Annotated in this window: 19 protein-coding genes and 1 tRNA gene; 15 read left to right on the plus strand and 5 right to left on the minus strand. The window is 42.3% G+C overall.

What is annotated here, in order from left to right:
* Window positions 1–28 precede the first annotated feature (28 nt).
* Complete coding sequence (locus R8P61_18425; protein ID MDW3649053.1) at window positions 29–1525, minus strand: TrkH family potassium uptake protein; 1497 nt, start codon at window positions 1523–1525, stop codon at window positions 29–31.
* Window positions 1526–1807: 282 nt separating this feature from the next.
* Between R8P61_18425 and R8P61_18430 the strand changes: the two genes are divergently transcribed.
* Window positions 1808–4858: a lamin tail domain-containing protein gene (locus R8P61_18430; protein ID MDW3649054.1), complete on the plus strand. Its 3051-nt coding sequence runs from the start codon at window positions 1808–1810 to the stop codon at window positions 4856–4858.
* A gap of 190 nt (window positions 4859–5048) precedes the next feature.
* On the opposite strand, the gene R8P61_18435 is transcribed toward R8P61_18430, so the two are convergent.
* A complete protein-coding gene (locus R8P61_18435) occupies window positions 5049–5585 on the minus strand; it encodes a hypothetical protein (protein ID MDW3649055.1) in 537 nt (178 codons plus the stop codon).
* A gap of 130 nt (window positions 5586–5715) precedes the next feature.
* Between R8P61_18435 and R8P61_18440 the strand changes: the two genes are divergently transcribed.
* Complete coding sequence (locus R8P61_18440) at window positions 5716–6138, plus strand: CBS domain-containing protein (GenBank protein MDW3649056.1); 423 nt, start codon at window positions 5716–5718, stop codon at window positions 6136–6138.
* Between the two features lie 900 nt (window positions 6139–7038).
* On the plus strand, window positions 7039–7494 hold the full coding sequence (locus R8P61_18445) for a T9SS type A sorting domain-containing protein (GenBank protein MDW3649057.1): 456 nt from the start codon (window positions 7039–7041) through the stop codon (window positions 7492–7494).
* A 200-nt stretch (window positions 7495–7694) separates the two neighbouring features.
* Here the strand turns inward: R8P61_18445 and R8P61_18450 are convergent, their stop codons facing one another.
* Window positions 7695–9131: a hypothetical protein gene (locus tag R8P61_18450; protein ID MDW3649058.1), complete on the minus strand. Its 1437-nt coding sequence runs from the start codon at window positions 9129–9131 to the stop codon at window positions 7695–7697.
* A 301-nt stretch (window positions 9132–9432) separates the two neighbouring features.
* Here R8P61_18450 and R8P61_18455 point away from each other — a divergent pair, with 301 nt between their 5' ends.
* The 5 genes from R8P61_18455 (at window position 9433) to R8P61_18475 (ending at window position 12401) form a co-directional block, all read left to right on the plus strand.
* Window positions 9433–9807, plus strand: a complete 375-nt coding sequence (locus tag R8P61_18455) for a helix-turn-helix transcriptional regulator (protein ID MDW3649059.1) — start codon at window positions 9433–9435, stop codon at window positions 9805–9807.
* Window positions 9808–9912: 105 nt separating this feature from the next.
* On the plus strand, window positions 9913–10605 hold the full coding sequence (locus R8P61_18460) for a hypothetical protein (protein ID MDW3649060.1): 693 nt from the start codon (window positions 9913–9915) through the stop codon (window positions 10603–10605).
* Window positions 10606–10639: 34 nt separating this feature from the next.
* Window positions 10640–11362, plus strand: coding sequence for a methyltransferase domain-containing protein (locus R8P61_18465; protein MDW3649061.1), 723 nt, complete (start codon window positions 10640–10642; stop codon window positions 11360–11362).
* A 146-nt stretch (window positions 11363–11508) separates the two neighbouring features.
* Window positions 11509–11582, plus strand: a tRNA-His gene (locus tag R8P61_18470).
* Window positions 11583–11714: 132 nt separating this feature from the next.
* On the plus strand, window positions 11715–12401 hold the full coding sequence (locus R8P61_18475) for a DUF1573 domain-containing protein (protein MDW3649062.1): 687 nt from the start codon (window positions 11715–11717) through the stop codon (window positions 12399–12401).
* Between the two features lie 6 nt (window positions 12402–12407).
* Here the strand turns inward: R8P61_18475 and R8P61_18480 are convergent, their stop codons facing one another.
* Window positions 12408–14336, minus strand: coding sequence for an ABC-F family ATP-binding cassette domain-containing protein (locus tag R8P61_18480; GenBank protein ID MDW3649063.1), 1929 nt, complete (start codon window positions 14334–14336; stop codon window positions 12408–12410).
* 249 nt (window positions 14337–14585) lie between these two features.
* Between R8P61_18480 and R8P61_18485 the strand changes: the two genes are divergently transcribed.
* The 4 genes from R8P61_18485 to R8P61_18500 all read left to right on the plus strand — a co-directional run bounded on the left by R8P61_18485 (window position 14586) and on the right by R8P61_18500 (window position 20689).
* Window positions 14586–17993 (plus strand): ThuA domain-containing protein, encoded by a 3408-nt coding sequence (locus R8P61_18485; GenBank protein ID MDW3649064.1) that lies wholly within the window; start codon window positions 14586–14588, stop codon window positions 17991–17993.
* Window positions 17994–18186: 193 nt separating this feature from the next.
* Window positions 18187–18699, plus strand: coding sequence for a hypothetical protein (locus R8P61_18490; protein ID MDW3649065.1), 513 nt, complete (start codon window positions 18187–18189; stop codon window positions 18697–18699).
* Window positions 18700–18833: 134 nt separating this feature from the next.
* Window positions 18834–19658, plus strand: coding sequence for a LexA family transcriptional regulator (locus R8P61_18495; protein ID MDW3649066.1), 825 nt, complete (start codon window positions 18834–18836; stop codon window positions 19656–19658).
* A 242-nt stretch (window positions 19659–19900) separates the two neighbouring features.
* Window positions 19901–20689, plus strand: coding sequence for a M15 family metallopeptidase (locus tag R8P61_18500; GenBank protein MDW3649067.1), 789 nt, complete (start codon window positions 19901–19903; stop codon window positions 20687–20689).
* On the opposite strand, the gene R8P61_18505 is transcribed toward R8P61_18500, so the two are convergent.
* The gene (locus tag R8P61_18505) at window positions 20637–22607 is read right to left on the minus strand and encodes an OstA-like protein (protein ID MDW3649068.1); all 1971 of its coding nucleotides are present in this window, start codon (window positions 22605–22607) and stop codon (window positions 20637–20639) included. The two genes, R8P61_18500 and R8P61_18505, sit on opposite strands and share 53 nt — an antisense overlap.
* Window positions 22608–22785: 178 nt before the next feature.
* Between R8P61_18505 and R8P61_18510 the strand changes: the two genes are divergently transcribed.
* The 3 genes from R8P61_18510 to R8P61_18520 all read left to right on the plus strand — a co-directional run bounded on the left by R8P61_18510 (window position 22786) and on the right by R8P61_18520 (window position 26932).
* Window positions 22786–24438: a protein kinase gene (locus R8P61_18510; protein ID MDW3649069.1), complete on the plus strand. Its 1653-nt coding sequence runs from the start codon at window positions 22786–22788 to the stop codon at window positions 24436–24438.
* Between the two features lie 393 nt (window positions 24439–24831).
* Window positions 24832–25275 carry a MarR family transcriptional regulator gene (locus tag R8P61_18515; GenBank protein MDW3649070.1) on the plus strand — a complete coding sequence of 148 codons (444 nt, stop codon included), beginning with the start codon at window positions 24832–24834 and terminating at the stop codon, window positions 25273–25275.
* 157 nt (window positions 25276–25432) lie between these two features.
* Window positions 25433–26932 carry a GH3 auxin-responsive promoter family protein gene (locus R8P61_18520; protein ID MDW3649071.1) on the plus strand — a complete coding sequence of 500 codons (1500 nt, stop codon included), beginning with the start codon at window positions 25433–25435 and terminating at the stop codon, window positions 26930–26932.
* Window positions 26933–26938 lie beyond the last annotated feature (6 nt).

The following is a 26938-nucleotide window of genomic DNA, read 5'->3' on the forward strand; positions in this document are numbered from 1 at the left end:
GAAGGGAGTGTGGGCTTGAGGCGGTGGGTTATTTTTCGTACCAAAAAAATGGAGAGAAAAGCATCAGCACTGTAAAGAGTTCCAATCTACCCAATAACATGAGGAAGGATAAAAACCATTTGCCGAAATCGGGGATGGCGGCGAAGTTTTGAGAATTGCTGGGACCTACCGCCCCCAGCCCCGGACCGATATTGCCCAGGGTAGCAGCTACAGAACCCAGGATGGTATCAAAATCATCAACCATAGTCGCCATAACAAAGCAACCAAAAATGTAGATCCCTAAAAAAATCATGAAGAAAACCACCATTTTTGAAACGATGTCTTGCTGAACGCCTTTGCCATTGAAACGAACCGGTAAAATGGCTTTGGGATGGATCTGACGTTTGAGTTCGAGATAAGCATTTTTAATAACGACTACTGAACGTACCATCTTCACGCCTCCACTGGTCGAACCTGCACATGCCCCGGTAAACATGAGTACAAAGAAAGTGATAAGCAAAAATGGCCCCCAGGAAGTATAATCAGCCGTACCAAAACCCGTAGTTGTCATTATTGCAACTACTTGAAACGCAGCATCCCGAAAACTCTTTTCCCCTGGCTCTCCATTTCGGAAATAAATAATCAAACTAGCCACAATTGTGATTATCAAAACCGCAAATAAGTACACCCGAAATTCCTCATTCTTCCAGAGCTTTAGCGGCTTTCCCCTAAGGGCGAAATAGGTAAGGGAAAAGTTGATTCCCGCCAGAAACATAAAGATGATTACAATGTATTGGCTATAGGCTCCAAAAGCTCCCAGACTGGCTTGTCTGGTTGAGAATCCTCCGGTCGAAAGGGTAGCCATGGCATGACAGATCGCATCGAAGAAATTCATTTCCCCCAGCATCAGAAGAACGGTCTCCAAAATGGTTAAACCAAAATATACTAGCCACAAACGCTTGGCAGTCTCCTTTACACGCGGCGTCAATTTATCCGGTGTAGGTCCGGGAACCTCTGCCGCATACAGCTGCATTCCCCCAATCCCCAATAAGGGAAGTATGGCAATCGTCAATACAATAATTCCCATACCCCCGATCCAGTGCGTCATAGCCCTCCAGAAATGAAGCCCTTTGGGCAAGGCTTCAATATTATCCGCGAGAATACTTGCCCCCGTCGTGGTAAATCCCGACATGGTTTCAAAAAATGCATCTGTAAAACTCGGAATAGCCCCACTGGCAACATAAGGGATTGCACCAATAAAAGACATCACCAACCAACCCAGGGTAACGATGACATAACCATCTCTCTTCTTTACTTCTCGCCCACCGATGTAGCGATTACTGATCAACCATATGCCTGCTCCAAAAAGCAAGCTCAGCAAACCAGAATACAAAATGGCTGTAGGAGTATTGTGGTGGATAGGATGGCTCACCGCATCCATCGGTGCATCATAATAATAGGAAAATGGCAGAGACAACAGGATCGCAAAGCCGCTGATTGCAATCAACATTCCCAGCACATTTACAATCGACTTCCAGTGAAACATAGGGGGAAGAATCTGTTAAAATGTTCTCAGGTTTTGGAGGCTTGAGTATATGGATGTGCAAGTTTGTGAGGAATATTTTGAAATCAAAATCACATATATGCTCCGAAAATTGGGAGTAAAAAAAGAAGGAATCTCCTGATTATTAAGGAAATATCTCCTAAATTTCATCAGAAAATATTATTTACCTACCCTAAAATGTTTCCTTGAGCCATAATTTGGTGTCTAACATATAAAGCACATGAGCCCGAAATAAGATCTAACCAATTCAAGCAAAACAACATTATGAAAAGCCTTTGGGTCCTGCTACCAAGCTTTCTCATTCCCCTCTTGTGTTCCGCTCAACTATCCATGACGGGTAGTAATTTAAACATCGATTTTACCGGCTATGATGGTTCCGGTTTTGGAAATCCACCAACTGTCGGCCAACTCAGTTCCACTGCCTGGCTTTTGTCTGAGACCACCAATCTCTCACAGGGACTATCAACGGGTGGGGAAACTGCTGCGGGATTTTATTCCCTGGATAATGCCGGAGATGCCAGACTTTGGTTTCAAACTACAGGAGGCTATATGACTCCCGGAACCATTAGCCTTGTCATTCAGAACAATACAGCCGGCCCTATTACCGAATTAAATATCAGCTATGATATTCTGGTCCTAAATGATCAGAACCGCGCCAATAGTTTCAATTTTCTCTTTTCTGAGGATAATGTGGTTTTTACCCCTCAAGCGGTATTGGACTTCACCTCGATAGAAGCCGCTGATGCCAATCCGCAAATAGAAATTCATCCGAAGGGTATTTCTCTTACAGGCCTGAACATTCCCCTGGGAACCAATTTTGCCTTACAATGGCAAACGGATGATGTATCAGGTATAGGTTCCAGAGATGAATTGGGTCTGGACAATGTAAGTCTTGATCTTGGTCCCATCATTACTGCGACAGAACTCCGCTTTATGAATCTCCCGGCCTTTTTTGTGGCGGGACAGACCTACGAACTACAAGTATGTGCCACAGATGCTGCCGGGAATGTAGCCATTGGAAATACAGATCCTATTAGTCTATCTGAAGTTACGGTATCGGGTTCTGCCATACAGGACGGTATTCAGGGAGCGGGCTGTAAGACATTTTTCATTAGTCCGGGAATAAGTGGACCTGTAGAAGTCCGGGCAGCCAATGCAATTCTTCCTGATCAATTGAGTGGGAATATACCCATCGCTCCGGGTTCTGTATTCATTTCCGAATATGTAGAAGGAAGTGGCAGCAATCGATGCATCGAAATTTACAATGCAACCGGAGCAGACATCAACCTCGGGACTGCGGCTTATGAATTACTGATTTATGATAATGGAGCTACAAGCCCTAATCCTACCGATGTTTATCCGCTTACGGGCATACTAGCTGCGGGAGATGTTTTTGTAGTCTGTAATGAGAATGCGGGGCCAGATTTTCTGGCTCAAGCGGATCAAACAGAACCCGAAGGAGATTTCCTCTTTGACGGAGATGATGCCATTGAATTGAGAAATAATAACGGTACACTGGATTTTATCGGAAAGCTGGGAGAAGACCCTGGGACAGCATGGAGCGGAGGAGGCTGTGGTACCAATGATGAAACGCTCATCCGAAATGCAGGAATAAATTTTGGAGATACAGATACAGGCGATGCTTTCGATCCTTCTTCCGAATGGTCCTGTGAAATCAAAAATACCTGGGCCTATCTCGGTTACCATAATTTATCAATTGCAGCGACTGAATTACGAATTCGACGTTTGGAGCCCGACTCGACTTCCTGTATTTCGGAAGCAGATTATTTTGCAGTGGAATTTTGTGCATTTGATGCGGTAAATGGCTTTAATGATCCCGCCTTTGCCCCAGCCATCAGTCTCAATTCCTCTGGAGTGGGTCCCTGGGAGATTGCTGGCTTGAATGGAGGTATAAGTAAAAGTGTAGATGAAAATGGATGTGCTGTCTTCTATTTTCGAAATTTTAGCTCGGAGAGCTTTACGATTACGGCATCAGCTTCAGGAGTAGCCAGTGTAAATACCAGTACAATTACTATTGCTGCAACTTGTACGGATGCCCGCATTCTGCAAAGCGTTATCAATCCTTGTGGTAATGAAACACAAAACGAATTCCTCAGTGTTTTGAATGGAGATACCCCTTTGGACCTGGCCGATATGAGCCTGGCATCTGTGGATCATCTTTCCGGTGCTCCTCAACCCAATTACAATTACACCTTCAATAGTACGGCAACAGCAACAGCAGATAATCCTGCCCCCTGTAATTTGACCGATAATGTTTGTCTGCAATGGCTCAATGTCAATGATGCCAATCAGCGGCAAATGCTCATCAACCTCCGGGATGAACTCAACACCATAGCTGGCTGTACTATTTTTGAAATCCCCAATCAGAGCGGAGGTACTTTTGGAGAAATTCCTGCGGGGGCCCGTATGATGGTCTTTTTAGGGGCTGGAGGAAATGGGACGCTGGGCAGCGAAGGATTTGATGATGCACCAAATAATCTGGACTTTGCTTCCTTCTGCGCATCCGGTATCCAGCCGGTTTATATAGTGGTCAGTACTGCGAAAGCTGGTTTTGGCGGATATTTTAGCAATACGGACGCAAGAACTGTCAGGATGATCATCAATGGATCGACCTATGATGTACAGGGAACGGACCCATCTGGCACAACTGAAGCCGAAGTCATCAATACCTTTGGGGAATATCAATCAGGTCAGAGCTGCGTTCCTCCTATTGCCTTTAATGCTACTCCTTTGCCATTGAGCTGGCTGGATTTTCAGGTGGAGAAAAATGCAAATAATCAGGTGTTACTCTTCTGGGAAACAATCCATGAATCCAATACGCATTTTTTTACGGTGGAAAGAAAACATGAGGCTTTGGATCGTTTTGAAGATTTAGGGATGGTAGCAGCAAGTGGAAATACGGAGGGAGTTGAGAGCTATAAATTTATGGATGTAAAAGTCTTAAGTGGCAGGAACACCTACCGCATTCGTTTGACTGATTTGGATGGAAGTATTGATTATTCGGATAGTCGAGAGTTGTGGGTTGAAAGAGATCCAGGCGAAAGGACTTTTACTATCTACCCTCAACCTGCTAGGGATGTATTGAGCCTACATTGGGAATCTGGAGAGCGATCAATGTTTTATGTGAAGGTTTTGAATTTGCAGGGGAAAATACTGATCAAAGATCAGCGTATGGCAGATCCAGGGGCAAATAACTGGAAGTTGGATATACGTAAGCTGGCTGGAGGATATTATTTGCTTGAGCTCATGGAAAATGGAAGGAGTCTGGGGATGAGGAGTTTGGTAAAGGAATGATGGGATGACAGATTATGTACCTTAGCTCAATTCAGGCTGTCATCCCGGCCTTAATACAAGAGCGGGGATCTCTAGCTGTAAATCTATCTTAAAACAAGCGCGTCAGCCCGAGCCTAGTTGAGGGAAGGAGCTGGATGAAATAAATAGGTCTTTCGCTCTCGCTCAGGATGAGGGGGCGGTTAAATATCTACTACGGATTAATCGCATCGCGAATAAATTGTTTCAGGACCTCAGTCTGATCTTTCCCCAAAGACTCCCCATACTTGCCCGCCAGATAAGCCGTCAGCATAATGAGAATTGCCAGAGGGAAAGCCCAAAGGTATAGGGTAATTTCCCCTAGCATCCATTTGGAAATGCCGTATGAAGATATCGCAAATCCAATGAGCCCTATCGTAAAATAAATAAACATAAACATCGTCCAGACTGCAGGTCGGGGTCCAATCAATCCTCTGAGAAAAACCTGATCAGGATGCCATTCATCTTCTTCGACCCGAAAATCGAGATGAGGCGACCAATAATGTAACTCATCCTCAACGATGTCCAGGATGATATGATTATCAACGATCTTCCCACTGAGATGTGGATGATCCCCTTCGAGCATGCCCGTGATTTTTGTCAGAATCTCCTCTTTTGAATAAGAGACGGGTATTTCAAAGCGAGGCCTGATATGAAGAATAGAGTTTTCGATAAGAATGGGATTAGTGGTAGATATAGCTCGTTCAGGCAAATTGGATTCGCAATATTCTCAAGCTATAAAAGACTCATATCAAATGGGAAAACAAAAGTCAGTATGGCAAGCATAAAAACTCATTCATAGACCTATATTCAAGGACTACCTTAGGCTCAAACAAAGGATTATGAAATTAAAAATAGCTGACCTTATGGTCAAAAATGTCGTTACCACACAAGCTCACAAATCCATCGGCCACTTACGCGATATCATGCAAAAAAACCGAATCAGTTCGGTGCCAGTAGTCAATTCGGACAATGAACCTATAGGAATTGTCACCTCTAATGACCTAAGTCGACCCGATCTCAATGATGCCTCTCCGGTCAGTACACTTTTATCTGGTCATATATACAAAGTCCCAGCCTACAACGATATCTCCGTTGCAGCCAAAGTCATGCGCAAACATAAATTTCATCATTTGCTGGTTACACATGAACAGGAATTGGTAGGTATCATCAGTGCCTTTGACCTGCTTCAGTTGCTGGATGAGCATAAATTTGTCATGAAAAATCCCCCCACAAAGAATAAAAAGGTGAAGAAAGTCTATTAAGTTCTTCGAATCTAATTTGGTCAAATAGGGGCGGGTGATCCATCTGTCCCTATGTTTTTTAGGAGGTTTGGGTTAATGATTGCTAAGCTTAGTCCAGGGTGCCACTTTATACCTGTAAGTCTGTCAACTCAGCCTTAAGACAAGAGTCAGAATCTCTCACTCCCCCAGGAATAAAATAAATTGTAAGTTTGTACTACTTTGACGAAATTATGAAAAGAGGTATTTCTTTGTAAACACACAATACATTTCGCAGCACAACGTTTATTCATGTACAAGCACAAACCCAAACAAAGCATATCAGCGTTACCGTCCTGTTATGCTGCGATAGCCTTCCTTCGGAAGGCTATTTGCTTTTTTGAGAAGACGTGTTCTGGTGTTCTCGTGTTCATATATTCTGGTGGCATATAGCCTTATCTTAACTAGAACACCAGAACACAAGAATACATGAACCCTTCTCTTTTTCTTCCTTAATTCTGGAAAAACGTGTTGGCGTACGGCTGTGTTGGTGTTGAGGAACCCTCTAATCCTGTAAACACTAAAGCGAGTCGGCAACAAAAATTCGGTGTTCGGGGCCGGATTGTGGGGCGGCTTTAGAATTTTTGCGGTTTTTGCTGACTTTTTGCCGCCAAAAAGTCAGAAGAAGAAAAAAATCCCATAAATCCATTTAGAAAATATAACTCTCTCCCACTACTATATGAAAGCACCTCAGTCGTCAGGAATAGAAGCAATGCCGAATACCCATACCCTAAAAATTCCAAGAATACTGTAGGCATCGCTTCTCTCCGGAGGCGAGGCCCTTTCTACTATTAACATTTAGCTACCCATCAATTTCATGCCTTCGGCTACAGGCTTTTCTGTGTCCGGTTGGCGCCATCGCTAAACGTAATTAACCCAAGAGAGATGTTAACACAAACCTTTTCTTACAAAGGGCTGGGAGAGCTATGCCCTATTTTTTCCAAAATGGCTTTCATGTTTTTGCTGTTGATTGTTGCTTTTGCTTCGCAGGAGGTGAATGGGCAGATCGTAGTTGAATTGGAAGAGTTAGATGCAGCCGCAAACTCCTCGTCAGAAAAAAGTTTTCATTTAGTAAAAATCGAGAAGATAGCTACTGATGAAGCAACAACTGCAAATGTTTTCCCAAATCCATTTTCTTACCATTTGACCATTCAAGTATCAAACAATGAAGGTTTGGAATATATGGAGCTAATGGATGAAAATGGTGTACAGGTTTGGGAAAGAAATGTTTATTCTGTACCAGATAAGTTCATCATTGAGCCTTTGGATCCTGGTACCTATTACCTAAATCTTTCTATGTCAGGGGGAACTGTAACTGAAACCTTGATTTATTCTCCATAAGCAGTCGATAAACTCAATAATAAATCCCCAGCGTCTTTAGAGATTCTGGGGATTTTCGCAATATGTGTCATCCTGAGCATAGTGAAGGACCTAAATCTTCGCAGCCACCTCTTTTCCACGGTCTTCATATGAGCTTGGTAAAGGAGGAAGGTAAAGCCGTAGGCCCTTCGACGGGGCTCAGGGTGACACTAGGTTTGAGTCTAACTCTTATTCAAAGTCATCCATTCTATATTTTCATCACATTTTTCAATTAGCCATTCAGGTGATGCTATTTTCCTTTTCTCCAAAATATTTTCTTTTAATGATTCATATTCTTCTGCCAATTTAGCCTTGCACAATTTTTCAAAAAAGTAAATTCTCAGAAGGTTCCTTTCCAATCTCGCAGGCCCCAGCTTTTTTGCTCTGTTTTTAATAGCAGTCTTTAAAAGGCTCAATTGATATTGTAAATCCTCAAGTTTACCTAATTCATAATGAGTCTGTAACAAATAGAATCGAGCAACTATGTATTCACTAAAATTCCCATAGGACAACAAGAAGAAAGGCAATGCTTCTTGAAATCTTTTTTGATAGAAAAAATATCGTCCTTTAGCCAAATTTAAAGACTCTTCTTTAATCCCGGTTGGGAGAAGCCTTCCATAAACATTTATCATATGCTCTACCTCATCCCAATACTCCAACTTTAGGCCTAACGTTATTACGTTTTTAAAATGAATATAAGGCAACCTACCCTCTACGCTTAAGAGTTCATTAGAAATTAGCCAATTGTAAAATTGAAACTGCTTCTTTTTATAATCCCTATCTAATCGTTCATTATTGATCCTAGTGAACTTATTTAGAACGATAAACGCAAAATTTAAATATTCCGCTTTATCTCCAACCTCGCATATTGAATAACTCAAATCTTGTCTATGCTCCCAAATATTTTCAAAACGATTAAGAAATGAATCAGATATTTCAATGTCATCATATCGAAATCTGTATAGGTCTTTATACAATGCTTCTAAAGTATTAGAGCTGTATCTAAAATTCCTGGCTTCAAATTCATAGTTAAATAGATTGGCGAATTGTTCTTTATTATTTTTTCTTTGAGATAGGAGAGCATTCCTCAACAACTCCAAGTTCAAGGCCCGCTCCAAATTGCCCTCCACATCCCGGAAGTAATCCAACTTCTCCTTTCTCGGAAATTTACTCGCATGGTGAAAATTCTCCCCCTCCAATTCATAAAGCGCCCAATAATAGCGACTATTTCGGATCGGCTGCCTCTCCCAACGCTGCTTGACTTTGCGGAAGAAGTAGCGAAAGCTTTCTGCCAGGCCTCGACGATTGATTCCTTTGATGAGATAGAGGTCGCGTAAGAAAGGGGCTTTGCGAAATTGCTGGAAGGCAATGTAGTCCTCCAGGTATTTGCCCAATTCGTGGAAGAGGTTGCGTAAGCGGTTGTCATTATAGACTTCTGTGCCGTACAGCTTTTTCCAGATTAGCTCATCTTCCCGATTTCTTTGCATGGCACGGAAGAGTTTAGAGACCATGGCATCCTTTCCTCCAACACTTGCTGTGATCCAGGCATGACAAACGTTCACTTCTTTTTCTGACAAAAGATCGTAGAGATCCCAAATTTTTCTTCGACTATTCGGCATTTTTTTGTTTCCTGAAGCAAAAATATCCTGCGAAATGTGGCAATCAGCAAAAAGGTACAAAAAAATTCATCTAACAAAAATAAAATAATTTATTCATAAATTATTAATTATTAGAATGTTAACAAATCAATATTAGGAAACACAATTAACAAACTGAAAAATTTTCATCTAAATTAGGCTTGTTTTCAATTGGATAAGTATCTGCCAAGCCGTACTTTTATTATACATCCCTAACAGAGTTATTATCACTTGTTGTAATTTCGGATAGCCCTTGTGGCTAGCCCCTTAAACTTAGCGTCGTATGTTTAATAGTCCTGTTTCCAACAACGGGCAAGAGGATTCGGTACGCCTGAATTTTATCAAAAAAATTCAGCAGAGCGTAGAAGAAAACTACCTCAAACCGGATTTCAATGCCCACCGGCTGGCAGACGAACTCTGTGTAAGCCGTGTACAATTGTACAGAAAGACCAAAGAAGCTCAGTTAGCTTCACCGGCCAATCTCATCAGGGATAGAAGGCTAGAAGAAGCTTTCAAGCTACTCATTTCGGGAGAATACTGTGTAACAGCTGCCTGTTTCGACTGCGGCTTCAACCATCTCTCCTATTTTGCGCGCTGCTTCAGAAAAAAATACGGGGTAAATCCCTCTGTAGCAGCTAAGGGAAATTTATCAAATTAATGTCAACATGAGAAGTCCTTATTCCGTATATGTAAATGAGCATAACCCATATAAGGACTTCTCTCCTTCTTTATCCGAAATCACAATAAGCACAATACCCATACTATGAAACATAGAAAGATCATTAACCATCTGGAGGGATTTATTTTTGAAAACCAGGGCTTCCGTGCCCAGCTTTGTCAAGACAAAGAAAGTCTCCGACACGTTTTCGAACTCCGCTACAAAGCCTATGGCAATCTGGAAGATACTGTAGTCATGGATGAGCAATACGAACTCTTTTATGATGGACTGGATTTCCAACCCAATACCCGTGTACACCTGATCTGGTACGAAGACAAGCCGGTCGCCAGCGTAAGAAGTTGTATCTGGTCTGACCGATACAATTGGCGTACGATTGAGAGCACCAAATACTGCAGCGCGGACATTGATGCCCATATGGGCATTGACAGTCGACTCCTGGAGTCCAATCGCTATGTAGTGGATCCGGACTTCAAAGGCCGGAAATCCATCTACGCCCAGATCCTGTTGTTCAAGGCGCATGCGATCGCCTCTTTAATAGAAGGCTGTTCGCATATCATTACCATGGTTCGCCCAAAACACATCCCTTTTTACGAACGGATGCTGGGTTTTGAGCAAATCTCAGGGATGGTACCCCTCTCCGATTTTGATACGGAGGTTACTTTGCTGTCCGCTACTCGTGGGAAGAGTATGGAAGTGGCATTGAGTAAAGGGATGCCGCCTTACACAGAAGAGGAAGTGGCGCGTTATCGTGCCCTCCTGACAACCGAGGCCTACTAAAGCCTCTTTTTGAAAAACACATTTTATTATCCAAATGATCAAGCAAGAACAAGGCCTGGACTGGTCCGTCTATGCGAAAAGCTATGACCTGCTCCTGAGCTATAATCCTTTTTATCAAAAACTGCAGGAAGACATCCTCAAGACCTGCCGGGGCTGGGACATCGCCGGGGACGACCTCATCGTCGACCTCGGCGCCGGCACCGGCAACTATTCTCTTCCCCTTTCAAAATTCTATCCGGAAGCACAGGTCCTTCATATCGAACCCAATGAAGGTATGAATATGCGAACCCGAGAAAAAATGAAAGAAAAGGGAATTGAGAATGTGAGCATTCTTCCCTGCTATGCAGAAGATGTAAAGCTTTCTGAGAATTCTGTGCAGGGCTGTACCTGTATACATGCTCTGTATACTTTCAAAGATCCTGAACATATGATACGCCAAATCTATCGATGGCTCAAACCTGGAGGTCAGGCTGTATTAGTAGATGCCGGACGGAAAGTAAAGGTTCTGGAATGGCAAATCGCTATCGGTTGGCATCTATTGACAACTTATGGATGGAAAAAATCCGTAGAGATCATGCGTTCCGGCAAAGAGGTCAGCAAGCAAAATGCATATATCCGCAAAAAACAACAGTCTGGAGAATACTGGCTCCATAGTCATGAAGAGTTTTTATCAATCATCCGTAATACCGGATTCGAAATAATGGAGGCAAAAACCAGCTTCCGCGGGATCAGTGATTTTGTAGTGGTGAGGAAATAGAACGTATTGGAGTTTTAGCGTGTTAGCGTGTTAGAGTTATCATTTGATTTAAGGTCAACGCACCAATACTCCAACACATGAATACTTCACAAAATCCTTTTGCGAAAATAAAACAAACTCCTATATTTGCAATCCGGTTCTTTACGGTGGCTATAGCTCAGGTGGTTAGAGCACCAGATTGTGGTTCTGGGGGTCGTGGGTTCGAGTCCCATTAGCCACCCACTGAAAGAAAAAAAAGCTACCCTTCGGGGTGGCTTTTTTGCTTTTCATCCGTCAAAACGACAATTATTGGCCGTTTTTGACTATCTTATATATAGAATAAGATCTATCCGGCGGATACTTGAAGCTAATTATGAGGGTTTTCCTATTTACATTATCTGTATCCATTTTTCTGGGACTCAGTCTCTATGCTGCCATTTGGTATACACAAACCTATCTGGGGCCCGTAGACCCTTTGGCTTCTTCTATAGAAGTAGGACATCTGGAAAATCTTTTTGCAGAGAAAGTTAGTGATAGTCAGGAAGCTTCTTTTGAAGAAGATTGGGGCTGGGAAGGAGATAGTTCTTCTACAGATAAGCCGGAAGAAGTAGAAGCAGAAAATGAGGAAGAAAAGTTCAGTGGTCCTATTGTAGAAAAGAAAAAGGAAGCGCCTAAAGGTATCCCTCGTGGAAAACTTAACCAAAGCATTCATGACTTTGGTTCCATAGATGAAGGAGTTAGAATCGATCATACGTTCAAACTTATCAACCGCGGAACCGGAGATTTACGAATTGTAGATTTTGAAGTCGGTTGTGGCTGTACCATGGTAGAATTTCCCCGAACCCCTATTCCTCCCGGCAAAAGCATAGACATCAAAGCCGTATTCGATAGCAAAGACAAACTGGGGCCCCAGAATAAAATGATCCGTCTACGCACCAATGGTAGCCCCAGAAATCTGGAATTGTTTTTTAAAGGCTGGGTTTATCCTAAGAATTTTGGAAAGGAAGAAAAAAAGGAAAATAAAGAAGATATGCCTAAAGATACGGTCAAAAAAGGCTAAGCTATTTTAGTCTTCCCCCAATTCCTCCAATTGCATCGAGACTTCCTCCCATTTCTCTGTAAGTTCCATCAATTCCTCTCCCAACTTATCGAATTGAGTTTGCAGCTCAGATAATTTTTGAAAATCACGGGCATTTTCCGGATCAGCCATTGCCTTTTCCAGATCAGCCTGCTCCCCTTCTTTGCTCTCAATCTCATTTTCAAACTTTTCCTGATCGCGAGTTAACTTACGGATCTGGTTCTGACGTTTTCTTTGTTCTTTATAGGAAAGATTGGAATCCTGCTTTTTTTCTTCTTTTTCTAATTGGGCCTGACTTTCCTGGTCTGAAAGTTCGATCTCCTGGCGAGTTTTCCATTCTGCATACTCTTGATAGGTTCCGGGATATTCTTTGATCTGTTTATCTTCAATATACCAGACCTTATTGCTTACCCTTTGCAGAAAGAAACGGTCGTGGGAAACAACCACATAGGTTCCCGGATATGCATCCAATGCCTCCACTAGCATCTCGATACTTTGGATATCCAGGTGATTGGTAGGCTCATCCAGCAATAGAAAGTTGGCTTCAGAAAGTAGCGTCTTGGCTAAAGCGACCCGAGATTTTTCGCCCCCGGAAAGGACCGATATCTTTTTATCTACCTCTTCTCCCGAAAACATAAAGCTTCCCAATACATTGCGGACCTCTGTTTCCGTTTTACCCGTCGCAGCAGCCTGAACTTCATCCAGAATGGTATTTTTCAGGTTTAAAGCTTCTAATTGGTGCTGAGCGAAAAAATCAAAGTTGACATTATAGCCCAACTTATGCTCTCCCTCAAAGGATTCCCTTTCGGCAATGATCCTCAACAAGGTAGATTTTCCCAATCCATTTGCCCCGATCAGCCCAATTTTATCACCACGAAGAATTTCTCCCCCGGTATTTTTTAAAATCTCTTTGGGACCATAAGCTTTCCCAATATCTTTCAGCTTCAATACTTCTTTGCCGGAAGCCTGATTCATCACAAAGCGGATTTTCAAATTGAAACCTTCTTCCTCAGGCGCCTCAATCCGCTCCAGTTTCTCCAGTTGCTTGAGTTTGCTCTGTGCCTGCCGGGCTTTGGTCGCTTTCGCCTTGAAGCGGTTGATAAATCGTTCCTGCTCTGCTATATGCTTTTGCTGATTCTCATAGGCACGTTGATGCTGATCTTTCCGCAAATCCTTCTCCTTTAAATAATAGGCATAATTCCCATTATAAATATGGAGTCGCCTGAGACTTATTTCCAACACCTTTTTTGCCATCCGATCCATAAACATTCGGTCATGCGAAACGATGATACAGGCACCGGCAAAATTTTTCAAATAAGATTCCAGCCACTGAATTGAGGGCAGGTCGAGGTGGTTGGTAGGTTCATCCAGCAAAAGATAGTCGGGTTCTGTCAGCAACATTTTCGCCAACAAAATTCTCATCCGCCATCCTCCGGAAAAGGTATGGAAAGGCATTTCATGCTCTTCGGCCTTGAAACCCAGCCCGGACAATACTCCATGAACAACCGCATCTATACCCGGACCACCCATGGTTTCAAATTCGGCCTGCTTTTTCGCCAATTGATCCCAAAGCTCGGGATCTTCTTCTCCTGATTCTATCTTCTCCAGCAAGACATCAATCTCGGCTTTCAACTTCAATTGCTCTGCAAAAGCCTCTCGTGCTACCGAAACCGCAGATTTTTCGGTTTGAAAGGATAGCAAATCCTGGCTAAAAAAAGCAATTTTTGTTTTTCCTGAGAAATGAATGTTTCCTTCTGAAGGAGTGATATCTCCGGCAATCATCCTAAGCAAGGTAGATTTACCAGCACCATTGCGGCCAATCAAGCCTACGCGATCACCTGCTACGAATTGGTAACTCGCTTCCCGTAGAAGCCAGTTGCCTCCGAAATCTATGCCGACCTTATCCAAACTGAGCATGGGGCAAAAATACTAGGATGAGGCTAAAAGAAAAAGCCGCTTTGCGTATCCTCAAAAATTAATCTCAGCCGAATAGCTGGCAGAGAAAATTTGGGATTTGGTCAAAAAGACCATAAAGCATTGCTACAAAGCCTGATTTTTTGCGTAAAATAGCAGAATATATTCACCTAAAATCCCTAACAATCAAATCGGCTACTGAGTTTTATTAAGGATCTACTTAACAGGACTAAGCTATAATTTTCCAAATTCATGAAAAAGACCATTCTACTCCTGCTGGGAATTCTCCTCTTCAGCCTTAGTGGCTGCAACAATCAGAGATCAGGAAATCCCAAGCTGCTAGTCTTCAGCAAAACAGCAGGTTTCGTTCATTCTTCCATTCCCGCAGGTATAGCTGCGATTCAAAAACTTGGACAAGAACACAACTTCAGCGTAGACACGACTTCTCAGGCTGAATATTTCGAGGAAGATAATCTCAAACAATATTCAGCTGTCGTTTTCCTCAATACTACCGGCAATATTCTGGACCCTAAACAGGAAGCCGCATTCGAACGCTTTATCCAGGCAGGTGGTGGCTTTGTAGGAGTTCATGCTGCAACGGATACTGAATACAGCTGGGGCTGGTATGGAAAACTGGTCGGTGCCTATTTCAAAAGTCACCCAAGAACTCAAAAAGCAAACTTTCTGATTGAGGATAAAAATTTTGGAGCAACCAACTTCTTCCAGGAAACTTCCTGGACCAGAACCGATGAGCTCTACAATTTCAAAAAGATGAATCCAGATGTTAAGGTGCTGGTAGCAATAGATGAAAGTTCCTATGAGGGAGGAGAGAATGGAGATAACCATCCCATGAGTTGGTACCACGAATACGATGGTGGCAGAGCTTTTTATACAGCTCTTGGACATACAGAAGAAAGTTATACAGAAGAAAATTATCTCAAACACCTTTTAGGTGGGATTCAATATGCGATAGGAGATAATCGTGAACTCGATTATAGCAAAGCCCACTCTCAATTTCCTCCGGATGCAGATCGCTTTAGTAAAGTCAAGCTGTCCAGTGGGGAATTTAACGAGCCAACAGAAATGACCATCCTTCCTAATTTCGATGTATTGATTGCGGAAAGAAAAGGTCGCCTTTGGTGGTTCAATAATGAGACAAAGGAGTTGAAGCAGGTAGCGGATATGAATGTCTATTATAAAGCCAATGTTCCCGGGGTAAATGCAGAAGAAGGATTCATGGGGCTTCAAAAGGACCCAAATTATGCGGAGAATAATTGGGTTTATGCTTATTATTCTCCTCTGGGAGATGAGTCTGTAAACCGTCTTTCCCGCTTTACCTTCAAAGAAGGTGTCTGGGACATGGATTCAGAACAAAAAATTCTGGATGTTTGGAGCCAAAGAGATATTTGTTGCCATACGGGTGGTTCCATCACTTTTGGGCCAGGCGGTTTGCTCTACCTTTCTACCGGAGATAATTCGACTCCTTTTGATGAAGCGGGAGCTCCATATGTCAACAATGGATATGCACCTCTCAATGACTTGCCGGGCAAAGAACAGTATGATGCACGTAGATCTTCCGGTAATACCAACGACCTGCGAGGCAAGATCATCAGAATCAAAGTAAATGAGGATGGTTCTTATGACATTCCCGAAGGCAACCTTTTCCCCAAAGGAATGGAAAAGACCCGAGCTGAAATTTATACCATGGGCCACAGAAACCCTTACCGTATTTCGGTCGATCCCAAAAATGGCTATCTGTATTGGGGAGAAGTAGGTCCCGATTCGCGAGAAGATAATTTTGAGACCAGAGGTCCCAGAGGTTATGATGAAATGAACCAGGCCAAAGAAGCCGGAAACTATGGCTGGCCCTATTTCGTCGCCAACAACAAAGCCTATGTAGATTATGATTATAGCAATGGCAACTCGGGCATTACTTTCGACCCTAAAGCTCCCATCAATGAATCCGCTAATAATACCGGACTCAAAGATTTGCCTGCTGCAAAAGCAGCCTATATCTATTATGATTATGGACAATCTCAGGATTTTCCGGAAACAGCAGCCGGAGGAAGAAATGCAATGGCTGGGCCGATCTATTATTCAGATCTCTATCCCGGACATAATAAATTGCCTGACTACTACGATGGCAAGGTAATTATATACGACTGGATCAGGGGTTGGATGAAAGCCGTTCACCTATTCCCTAATGGCGACTTCAATAAAATGGAAGCCTTCGCTGAGGAAATCCAACTCAATAATCTTATTGACATGGAACTGGGACCAGACGGAAGAATCTATTTGCTTGAATATGGAACCACCTGGTTTAAAGCCAATGATGATTCCGGCTTGAGCTTTATAGAGTACAATGGAGGAAATCGTCCACCTGTCATTGATGAGATTAGTTTGGATAAAAGCACAGGACAACTTCCCCTAACAGTAAAAGTAGAAGTTGATGCGAGGGATAGAGAAAAAGATCCGGTGACATACATCTTTGATTTTGGAGATGGTAATACAGAAGAAAGTAATGAGGCAGGCATTTCTCACACTTATGAAAAAGCGGGAGACTATAAGATCAGCGTTTCTGTAAAAGACGATCAGGGAGCTACTGTCGAAAGTGAAAAGCTTTCAATTTCAGCTGGAAATACACGGCCGGAACTGGCGATCAATATAGAAGGCGGAAATTCCTCATTCTTTTTGCCGGGTGTCCCGATCAATTATAGCGTTTCAGTCAATGATCCCGAAGATGGAAGTACGGGTATAGATGAGTCCCGGATTTATGTTTCCGTTGATTATATGGAAGGTTTTGATGAAGCTTCCCTTTCACTGGGTCATCAGCAACTTTCGGAAGCCGCGCAAGGAGAGGCCGTTGCCTTATCTCTGGATTGTAAGGCTTGTCATAAAGCCCAGGAAAAATCAGTCGGCCCTAGCTATGAAGCGATTGCCCTGAAATATGAGAAGGACCCTCAGGCAGCTAAATATCTACGAGAACAAATTATCAATGGAAGCAGTGGAGTCTGGGGAGATAAGGTAATGCCCGCTCACCCAGATTTAGAATCCTTATCTGTTAATCAAATCGTTGCCTATATCCAATCTCTGGCTGGGGAGAAAAACAAAAAACCGAGTTTGCCAGCCAAAGGAAGCTATACGCCTGAAGCCTCACAGGCCAACAAGGTATTAGTAATGACTGCCAGTTATACGGATCAGGGAGGAACAGAAGCAAAGCCACTTACGGGCATCAAAAAGATTGCCCTGAAAAGTAGCAGCATAGGATTTACAGAAGATACGCCTAATCAGGGATTCCGTCATGTGAAGTTTGGAGAGATGAATCTCCTGATTGCTCCTCGTGATGGAGGCTGGTTTGCTGTAGAAGATATTGATCTTACAGGTGTACGCTCTTCCAATCTCTTGCTAGGCTGGCAGAATGCTCCAGATAAAGGTATGAAGTTTGAATTGAGGCTAGGTGCTGCAGATGGAGAAGTAATAGGAAAGGGAGGCTTTGCAAAGCCTGCTTCCGGAGCACAAGGAGCAATGGTCAATATAAAATTGACGAAAGAACTCACAGGAAGCCAAAGTCTTTACTTTGTGTATGCTCCTTCAGAAGGGGAAAAGATAAAGGAAGGGATGTTTACAGCAGTAAGTTCTCTTAGCTTCTCTGGAAAATAAAATTAGCTCATCTAAAAAGCGAGGCAGCAAATCATGGATTTGCTGCCTCATTTTTTTGCCTGACTCTTAGGTACTTAAATAGAATGGGGATTCTTTGTGCAAAAATATACACTAATTTTATTTGCACATATAGCTAATTTTATTATCATTGCTAATATAAGTCAAACATCACTCGCAAACTGCTCATACTGCCATGAAGGTTTATTTCAAGTATGATTCTCATTCCAGCTATCCCCCGGAGCCTAAAAAGCCATCTTCTAACAGAAGTAGTCAGGGACGGATACTTCCTATTGCCCTTGACAAAGATGGCAGGGAGCGTATAGGTTTTGTAGCAAGCAATCAGTACGAGCCATATGCACTCTTTCATCAGGACCCATCTTTCATCAGCCAGCTTCCCAACTTTCATTTACCTATGCTGGGAGTTGGTTCTTTCCGTGCATTTGAAATTGCGGACGACTCTATGTTTCCGCTGGAGCCTGGCGCTATTGTCGTAGGAGAATATGTGAAAGACTGGGCAAAAATTCAGAGCGGAAAGACCTGTATAGTCCTACATAAAGAGCAGGGACTGCTATATAGAAGGCTTTACCCTCAGAAACAAAAAGCGGAAATACGGCTGCTTGCAGAGAAAAGAAGCTATCCGGCCCAAACCGTTAATCTTAGCAAAATCTATGAAATATGGCAGGCGCGAATGTTCATGAGCCTCTAAAAAGTAAATACTTTTTGCATTTTGCGGAAAAAATGGAAAAATCTCTATGTTTTTTTAGTTTATATACTAATTTTTTTATAGTTTGCTAAAAAATAGTTCACGCTGCTAATCGAATTAGCCTAAAATCAAACGTTATGGGAGACAAAGACTCGATGGTTATCGACAAAAACCTAAAATTTCTGCGCAAGAGAAAGGGGCTTACCCAACAGGAGCTAGCCAATCACCTTGGAGTAAGGAGAGCTTCTATAGGTGCTTATGAAGAAGGAAGGGCGACTCCCCGCTATGATACCCTTGAGCGGGTATCTGATTTCTTCCAGGTTTCTATAGACTTGCTTATCAAAGAAAACCTTACGGAACTCAGTGAGGAGGATTTTGAAAATTTCCAAAATGCGAAAGCAATGATGGATGCGGAAGGAAAAAGACTTCGTATCCTTCCTATTACTATAGACCATGAAGGCCGGGAAAACATCGAATATGTTCACCAAAAGGCATCTGCCGGTTACCTCAATGGATATGCCGATCCTGAGTATATCGAAGAGCTCCCCAAGTTCCAGCTTCCTATGTTGGGCAATGGAACATACAGAGCTTTTGAGATTAAGGGAGATTCTATGCTTCCTTTGAAACCAGGCACCATTGTTATTGGTGAGTATGTACAGGATTGGACAGAGATCAAAGAAGGTCAAACCTATATTCTAGCATCCACTACTGAAGGTGTTGTTTATAAGCGAATCTTTAACCGAACTGCCAATGACGGTAGCAAATTGTTGACCTTGAAGTCAGACAATCCAGCTTATCCGCCCTATGAGGTTCGTATAGAAGATGTGCGGGAGATTTGGAAAGCAAAGATGTTCATGAGCCAGGAATTCCCTGATCCGGATATCTCTCTTGAGAAACTCTCCTCGATCGTTCTTGACTTACAACAGGAAGTCATTCGCATGAAACGTCCTGGCAGTAATTAAGAATTGCTGTATTTAGGCAAAAGCTATCTTGAAGATATCTTTGGAAGCATGTCCTAAATACCTTGAACAAGTACCCCATAACAACTTCCGCAGCAACATTTTCTAAAAACAACATGTCGACAGGCGTCTGTTCCTTTTGCTAAAGCAAATCCGGGCAGACGCCTTTTCAATTGCATATTTTTCCTAAAAATCCTTGCTATGCCCTTAGCTTTTATTTAAATAGGCTTTTTAAACGGATAAGTATGAAAACATTGTCTGGCTTTTCCGGGCTATTATTACTCCTTCTCTCTCTCCTTATTGCTTGCGCTCCCTCAAAAAGCGGTTCGACTGATTCCGAATCTCAGGATTCTATTTCCGTCGAAATTGATAGTATCGAAATACCGGTACCTACTGATTCTGCCCTGCTTTATGAGGAACCCGATACTTCGGACCTGGAACGCACCCTCATTTCTCAAGGACTGGTCAATGTGCTGACTGTTGTAGATGATATCGTAGTAGAGATGAAATACAGCACTACAGATAATTTTCTGGCTGAAGATGTCTATGAAGATTATACCCATTGCTATCTACAGAAAGAGGTAGCCGATAAGTTGGCCAAGGTTCAGGCTAGTATAAAATCTAAAGATGAAAGACTTAGCATCATCGTCTTTGATTGTGTGAGGCCGCGATCTGTTCAATACAAGATGTGGGAGATCGTAAAAGGAACCGATCAACAGAAATATGTTGCAGCTCCCGGTGGAAGCGGCTCTATGCATAATTATGGCGCAGCCGTTGACTTATCGCTGGTGCACCTTGATACAGGATATGTAGATATGGGAACTCCTTTTGATTTCTTTGGGGATCTGGCACAGCCGAGATATGAAGAACAATATTTAAAGGAAGGAAAGCTCAGCCAGGATCAATTCAACAACCGCAGGTTGTTTAGAGGAGCTATGCTACAAGCCGGATTCCATGGAATACTTTCTGAATGGTGGCACTTCAACGCTTTTCCCCGCGAGGTGGTGAAGAAGAAGTATCAGATTGTGGAATAGATAAAGGGAGCTGTATAGGAACTCCAGGAAGCTTTACAAAAATTTCAGGCTTTTCGGGTCGTTCTTCTCCCCGCCATATCAAGCCATCGAGCTTATTTTCTTTGAAGACAACTTCGAAAAAAGGATAGAAGGTTCCTTCAGGTTTAGAAACAAAGACGATTCGCTGAATTTCATTGTCCACGAAATACATGAACATTTCCTGAGCCAATGCCTGGTTCATGCCCTCATAAAAGATATTGGTGCTGTCATCTTCATTTTTGGCGAAATAGATACTCTCTGAGTTGCCAATGACATGAAGACGGTAGAGTTTATTGTCCACAAACTTTGCCCGCATCTCTTTCCCCTTGATCTGATTGTACCCAACCGTATCTTCTTTAGAAGCCAGAAAAGCATTGGCTCCAACCCACATAGAATCAATCTTACTATCTTTCATCCAGATAATGATACTATCTCCTGTTATCTGACTTTCATCTGCCCACAGTACCGGTTTCTGGTACATATAGATCATTGAGTCATCAAACATATAAATCAAGGAATCAGCCCTCCCCTGCATATCATTCATAAAGAGTCGGACATTCTTATAAGCTCGAAAGACCCTGCTTTCCACAGAATCCCTCCTCCCCAGCGTATCAACAGCCAGGCTATCATCCGGAGGTTTAATGGAAAAGGGATTTACGCCTGTTAAAGAGCTGGAATCAGTAGGTACCTGACCCAAGGCAGGAGCTTTTTGCAATTGCTCGTAAGCAGAATCAGGAATAACAGCCGAAGGCTTTTCTATCTGCAAATCAGGCAGTGTAGCAATCGTTGAATCAATAGCTGGTTTATCCTTTAGTAAGCTGTCTCTTTGTGCCAGATTCTGAATCAAACTATCCGCCCCTACACTTATGCTATCCTGCTTGAGAGAATCAGCTTCCTCAACAGGCCGCTTTATATTAAGTGACAATAAAGTATCTGCAAACATATAGAGGGTATCATCCTCCATAAACTGGATAGCAACCGGATCCTGGGTCACCATACTTTCATCCGTCTTCCTATTAAACTGTCCATACTGTCCCCTTATCTCCAAACTGGAGTCCTCTTCCTGTATATATACATTTCCAAGCGCATACCCCATATTATCCTGATCTTCATAGCGCAAAGAATCAGCCGTCAACACATAACTGGAATCTTCTACCGTACTTCTTTCAAAGAGGTTGATCTTTTTATCTTCTGTCGAATAGTTACCATTAGTTGTAGTAATCTCTCCATCTTCACTGATGATCTTTGTAAAGGTGAGGAATTTAGCCACCTTGGTATCAGTATTATATCCCAGAGTATCCGTTTCCAGATTATAGTCCGGACTCATCAAGACCACATCTCCCCTGAAAAAGGCATCCTTGGTCTGGGGATAGTAATACCCCAATTTACTGGTAAGCGTATCTGTACCATTTAACAACTCCCCTCCATCCTCATAAAATCCAAAATCTTCTACACGTTGATAAGTCATCCGATCCGTCGTCAATATAGCTTCCTGATCGGTCAGGGTTATATTATCATAGACCTCGGCAATTTTGGTATCAGAGAAATAAATCAGTCTATCTCCCGTCAAGGTGACACTATCAGACATTTCGATCCTGACATTATCATATGCTTCCAGACGGTTTTGAGTTTCATAATGATAGGCACTATCGCAATAGAAGAAGGTTGAGTCTTGTTGAATACGAACATTGCCAATCAATTTCTGAATGGGGATTCCATCAACCTTCTCAAACATCAACAAATCAGAATTCAGGATCTTGATTCTGTCATCTTCCAGGGAATCAGTAGCCGTACTATCAGGCGGAGGATCTGAAAATGTAGGAACTACCTGTGTCCACCCTTTACCAGGGAAAAAAAGGAGACACAAAAAGGCACTATATATAATAAGTTTCTTTCCCATACAGGCAATCCACTAAGAGGCTTGCAAGTTAAGTCCTAAAAATCGGACTTGCCAATACCAAGCTTCCTAGGAATGTACCCTATCAAATGGAAAAGGTTGTAAAGTGTAGAGATAGTTCCATGATTAGGATATTTTTATATTGCAGGTGGAATAGACCCATATTGACTGAATCTCCTCTATGTCAGATCTGAACACTACTATCCCAGTCATTGTACTCGCATATGCCAATGAACGTAGCGAAAAAGGCTTCCTAAGACAATTGACTACGGAGTTGAAAACTGTCATGCAGGCCCTTGAGCCTTCGGTACAAAAAGGCCGGGTACACCTCAAAGTAATCCCGGCAGCCACACAAGAGGAAATCGTTGAGGTTTTTCAGGACGAATGGTACAGTAATCGCATTCAGATTTTTCATTACGGAGGGCATGCTGCTAAAGATCAATTGTGGCTGGAAACAGAAGATGGAGGAAACGAATCTTTTTTCTCTCTGGGATTGGCGAAATTCCTGGGAGCTCAGAAAGGTCTTCGACTGGTTTTCTTAAATGGATGTGCTACAGAGGACCATGCCAGACTTATGTTGGCAGAGGATATCCCAGCGATCATTGCTACCTCTGAAAAGATCAATGATCTTATGGCCAGACGCTTTGCAGAAGTATTTTATTCAGGCATGGCAGGAGGCGCATCTATAGAAGAATCTTTTGCTGAGGCCGAAGGAATCTTACTAGGTTCATATGGACCAAGTAGTTTTGTCATCGAAACAGGCAAACGATCTCTATACTGGGAAGAAGAGGAAAGCGAACAAGGGCTTGACCTTCCCTGGAAGCTGGCCCTTAAAGAAGGGAGCTCCTGGTTTCCGGCACAGTGGCGTTTATTTTACAAGTTGGATGAGGATGCAAATGAGGATGAAGAATCCATAGATGCCAAAGAGTTTGTTGGGGAGACCATCAACAATTACCGCATACTTGAGCTTTTGGGTTCGGGGAGCCTGGGTTCAGTCTATAAGGCACTACATATCGGATTAAATGAAGAACGTGCTATAAAAATTACACACCGGGTAATCGAAGGTTACGATTATCTGAAAGACATAGTTCTTGCAGGAAATAAAGGATTGGCTTCCATCAAACATGCCAACGTGGTCAAGTTCTATGATGTTGGAGAAGTGCAACTTTTTGGCCAAAAACGCATGTATATGGTCATGGAATTGGTGAACGGAGACCGCCTCGATAAAGTTGGTATTGAGAGCCTTTGTACTGAGCCTGCAAGCCTGGTTGACCTGGTCGTTCAGATCGCGTCGGGTCTTGAAGCCGCACATAAAACCAGCTTCACTGATGCCGCCGGTATGCCACGCGAAGGAATCATTCACGGTAACTTGAAAACTCGAAAAATCCTTCTCAGTGAAGGAAAAAGCCCTAAATTGATTGATTTCCTTTTCGCAGACATCAGCCGTAATTATCAAATAAAACTAGATATTCCTGAAGACGTACAGAAGAAAAAGAAAGCCGAAAGACTTTCTCGGTATTTTCCTGAAGAGGTTCTTTCCGGCAAATCTCCTGTCAGCAAAAAAACAGATATCTATTCTTTAGGAGCTGTATTATTTGAAGTATTCTCAAGAGGTAAGGCAATCGCAGATTTTGACTTCAAATCGGTAAATTCCCTTCATAGATTTGTAAAAAGCGAAACTCAGATTATTCCGTTAAATGTGAGTAAAGCTATATTCAAAGCGACCCGAAAAGATCCAGACGAGAGATACGATGCAATGAATGAGATGATTCAGGACTTGCTGCTAAACGTATCCTGGTTCAAAAAAATCCTTTACTGGTTGCGCAGAAAATAGATCGCTTTCCCCTGTTGCGCTTGTTTCCAGTTTTACTTTTTCAGCCTGTCATTTGCGTGTTAGGATTTCTGTCTGAAATCACTTTTAGATATCGCTCCATGCCTTGTGCAATATTGAACGATTAAACAAAATTATAAATACAAAAAAAATTCAAAATTTAGGATTAGTCAGACAGTAAATAAGATAGAGCGTGTATTTTTGTACTTTATTCTAAATTACCTAACATGCATATCTTTAATATTTTGAAATATTCACGGCACTGTGTTAATTGCATTTGACTATTAGACAGGTTAATGGATAGAATCAAAAACCGAAACACAAGAAATTTCGTATAATTTCGAAATGAGATAAACAAACCTTAACAGATTAACCTACCAAATATCCAGAAAAACTATGCAGAAGGTATCTAATGGCGAATTAAACAACTTGCAAGGAACGTCCAACCTGGAGAGACAATTACTTATGATGAGAGATGCTTTTCGTCAGCATCAGAATGAAATCAGAAAAAAGTATAAAATCTCTGCCAATGAGATGGAGATCATATTATATGTAAATGATTTTGGTCCTCAGAGAATGAAGGGAGTCGGTGAGCAGTTCAAAATAAAATTCAGCACACTAACCAGCCTGGTTGACAAAATTGAGAGATTGAATCTCGTAAAAAGAGTCAACTCTAAAGAAGACCGCCGTTCAATCCTGGTAACTATTACCAAGAAAGGCAAAAAAATGCTAGAAGAGTACAACAGTCAAATCAAATCTCTGGCTGATCGTATTACTGAGATTACTCAGTCTGAAGACTTACCTCAGATTGTAGCAACTTTAGAGCAGGCAACTGCTTAAATATCAGAATCGACCTTCATCTAGGATAGTTCTGAATATTTATACTGATCTCACATTTGTCAGTACGACGTAAACAAAAGGAAAGAAAAAAGGCTGCATGTTTTTCATGCAGCCTTTGATTATTTTACAGCACTCATTTTTTCTTACCTTTGCTGCCATGAGTCTCAAGACTTTTGTCAGTAAAATATGGGCCCGTTCACTCGCTCGCAAGTATCAAAAGATGAGCGAAAATGCCCTCAGCCTCCAGGAAAAAACTTTCCATCAACTTATTCAGACGGCAAAGCATACCGCCTTTGGGCAGGCCCATGATTTTGCCTCGATAAAAAAGCCTGATGATTTCAGGAAGAATGTTCCCATCAGGGACTATGAAAAGGCCAAAGAATGGTTTGATCGAATCTACCAGGGAGAAGCAAATGTAAGTTGGCCCGGCAAACCATTATACCTCGCAAAAACATCAGGAACCACCTCCGGAGCCAAATACATTCCCATTTCAAAAGCCTCTATCCGGAAACAAGTCAATGCAGCTCGTGATGCCTTGCTGCTCTATATAGCTGAAAGCGGTAAAGCATCCTTTCTCGATGGAAAAATGATGTTTCTATCTGGTAGTCCTGAAATAGAGAATAATAAACATGGCCTACGAACGGGTAGGCTCTCCGGGATCGTCAATCATTTTGTACCCAATTACCTCCAAAGCAATAAGGTTCCCAGTTATGAAGCTAATATTATCGATGATTGGGAGGTGAAAGTAAAACGTATTGTAGAAGAGGTAAAAGATAAAGACCTCCGCCTCATCTCCGGGATTCCTCCCTGGGTACAGATGTTCTTTGAAGAACTTGAAGCCCAAACAGGAAAAACGCCCCTGGAAGTATGGCCAAATCTTAGCCTGTTTGTTCAGGGAGGAGTTGATTATAATCCCTACAAACCCATATTCGAAGGATACTTTGGGAGCAATGTGGACATCTCAGAAGTTTATCCCGCTTCAGAGGGATTTTTCGCCTTTCAAAACTCTCAAAAAGATGATGGCCTTCTTCTATTGCCAGATCAGGGAATTTACTACGAATTCATCCCTATGGATGAGTATGGGAAAGAAAATCCAAAGCGACTAGGTCTTTCCGAAGTCAAACTCAACGAACAATATGCCCTCATCATTTCTACCAATGCAGGACTTTGGGCCTATGACATCGGAGATACCATAAAATTCACTTCCTTAAATCCCTGGAAGATCCGGGTGTCTGGCAGGGTCAAGCATTTCATCAGTGCCTTTGGAGAACATGTAATCCAGGAAGAAGTCAATAAGGCTATGATTGCTGCCACAGCAACTACAGGTGCAAGTTTTCAGGAATTTACCGTAGCCCCTCTCATCAAGGAAGAAAAAGGAACTTCTGCACATGAGTGGTTTGTAGAGTTTAATAAAGAACCAGAAAACATGGAAGCATTTGCTGAGATCCTGGATGCTGAAATGCGAAAGCTCAATCCTTATTATGAAGACCTGCGTGCGGGTAACATCCTCAAGATTGCACAGATCAGAAAATTGAAAAACAATGCTTGCCGTGATTACATGAAATCCATTGGAAAGTTGGGCGGGCAGAATAAATTTCCGAGATTAAGTAATGAACGGAAGATTGCAGAGGCGCTAAACGGATTTATTTTAGATTAGAATTCG

The organism is Bacteroidia bacterium, from assembly GCA_033391075.1.
Classification (GTDB): Bacteria; Bacteroidota; Bacteroidia; order J057; family J057; genus JAWPMV01.